The organism is Cupriavidus sp. 01L46 (assembly GCF_056399905.1).
Map to the genome: position 1 here is coordinate 1 of NZ_JBFTSF010000530.1, position 2,226 is coordinate 2,226.

The 2,226-nt window shown below is 60.2% G+C and carries 2 protein-coding genes, 1 tRNA gene and 1 rRNA gene; all 4 read left to right on the forward strand.

Annotated features, from left to right (window positions below):
• Positions 1-89: ribosomal RNA gene (rrf, locus tag AC1DS3_RS37940) — 5S ribosomal RNA — on the forward strand; the annotation flags it as partial.
• A 1,207-nt stretch (positions 90-1,296) separates the two neighbouring features.
• On the forward strand, positions 1,297-1,665 hold the full coding sequence (locus AC1DS3_RS37945) for a hypothetical protein (RefSeq protein ID WP_477109148.1): 369 nt from the start codon (positions 1,297-1,299) through the stop codon (positions 1,663-1,665).
• A gap of 63 nt (positions 1,666-1,728) precedes the next feature.
• The gene (locus tag AC1DS3_RS37950; protein WP_441631491.1) at positions 1,729-1,941 is read left to right on the forward strand and encodes a hypothetical protein; all 213 of its coding nucleotides are present in this window, start codon (positions 1,729-1,731) and stop codon (positions 1,939-1,941) included.
• Between the two features lie 138 nt (positions 1,942-2,079).
• Positions 2,080-2,155: transfer RNA gene (locus AC1DS3_RS37955), tRNA-Met, on the forward strand.
• The last annotated feature ends 71 nt before the right edge of the window (positions 2,156-2,226 follow it).

Consider the following 2,226-nt stretch of genomic DNA (forward strand, 5'->3'; position numbering starts at 1 on the left):
CCACCCCTTCCCATCCCGAACAGGACCGTGAAACGACTCCACGCCGATGATAGTGCGGATACCCGTGTGAAAGTAGGTAATCGCCAGGCTCTCCCTTGAAACCCCCCAGTACGAAAGTACTGGGGGGTTTTGCTTTTGTGCGATCGAAACGGCGATAAGAGGGTAATGCCCGCAGCCGGCAATCCCGGGCCCGTCACCCGTACCAGGTGCACATTCGTACCTGCGCCCCGGGCGGGGTTGAACAGAAAACGCAGCGCACTCTCATAGCGCGATACGATCCCCTGCGCCGATAGCGGATTCAACTCGGTGACCTTGCTGATTCTCCGCGTGACCGCGGCTTCGTAGCTGCGCTGGTTGCCCGTCAACTGCCAGCCGGCAGGCGCGCGATTGGTGACAAGGCGCGTGATGTGGTCGGTGGATTTGTCGGCGCGAACGAAGKGCAGGCGTACCAGTGCGGTTGCCTGGTTCTGGGCATTGGTCGAATTGAACAGGACAACCGGCGCCTCGAACTTGGCGCCCTTCATGTCGCTCGCAGCCAGCAGGGTGAACAGGTCATCGCGAGCGGTGTAGCTGTTGTTCAGGTAATCGCCGGAGAATGCGGTGCTGCAAGCGCCAAGCAAGCTAGTGCTATTCGCGCGGGCGGCGGGATCCAGCGCAAAACAGGCCTGAAGGGCGGCACGGATGCCTTCGAACGTTGCTGCATTGGTCTTGACTTCGGGCTTGGGCAACGCGGACGGAGGCGATGCCAGCGAGCCCGGTGTCAGGATGACTTCGTGCGCAGCATTGTTGTCGCCTAGCACGGAGCCGGTGCTGGTCAGCTTTGCACCGCTTGCGGTCAGCGTGACCCGGATAACGTCGAGGACGCTATCGGCACCTTCTCCCTGTTTGCTCAGGGGCGTGGAAATCGGGTCAAAGGCGGTCGGGTCCAGTCCCGCATCGCTCGTGACATTGGCCAGTACGGCGCGCAGCAAGCCGAYGATCTGCTGCACCTGGGCGCTGCTTGCCTTGCTGCCAAGCACCGACGACTTCGTCAGGTCCAGGGGATTGCCACCAACCAGCAGCGCTGCCACGGCGGTCGTCAGCGGCGTCACGTTGACGGTGGCGGAGCCATTGGCTGGCTTGGTCGCCAGTACCGAGACATAGGTCAGCTGGTCGCCTCCGCTGCTGCCGGTGGCGACAACCGCAAACGGTGCACGGAATGCGGTGACATCGAATTCAAAATGGCCACTGCCATCCGCCGTGTTGCTGCCCACGACCTTTCCATCAGCGTCATAGACGGTGACCAGGGCATTAGCCATGAAGGCGCCGCTGGCTGCCGCGCCTTGCAGCGTTACCTTGGCAGCCGGGGTCGTCGCCGTGCCGCCGTCTCCACCTCCGCCACACGCGCTCAATACGGCAAGCGTGATGGCTGCAACTGCGGGCGTCAGCAGGGTGCGGCGATTCATCCCCGACCTGGATTCCTCTCTAATATCCATTGGATTTCCCATTCATTATTATCTGCAGATACAGCGGGTTTTCGAGTCCCTGACCACGCTGCGCACGCAGGTTACAGGAAGAGACGTTGGCGGCACCTGCCCACAGCGGTGGGGTTATTCGACAATTTTGCAAAAAATGACAATTGGCATTTCGTGTCGGGGATACACCGGCGCTGATGTGAATGAATAACCCTGCGCGTGCTAGGATCCAGCGAGATTTCGACGAGAAGCATGCAGGGGAGCCAGGACACAGATGGAAAGCGGCATCACAGAGTACAAAGGGTACGTAGTCCACGTCTTCTGCAAGACGATCAAGGACGGTTTGCACATTGCGTCATGCGCGATCTGGGAGGACGGGGCGGTAGTGCAGGATTCCAAATCCATCGGCCGCAATCACGCCACGGCAGCCGACGCAAAAATCGCGGCTTACGCGTGGGCGAAGCAGTGGATCGATGAAAATAGCTGAGTGCCGCTGACGCGGATGCGTGCATTCGCGAGCGTACATGGAGCGGCCGCCGCACGCCAAAAGAATGGGCGCTAGCACTTTTCAGTTCTTTTTGTATTAGGGCTATCCAGATGCCGCTAATCCGCGTATATTCTCAATCGCGGGGTGGAGCAGTTGGCAGCTCGTCGGGCTCATAACCCGAAGGTCGCAGGTTCAAGTCCTGCCCCCGCAACCAGATTCCAAAAGCCCGTCCGGTTCAAGCCGCACGGGCTTTTTGCTTTGTCACCTTGCCGTTATGCGCTAGGC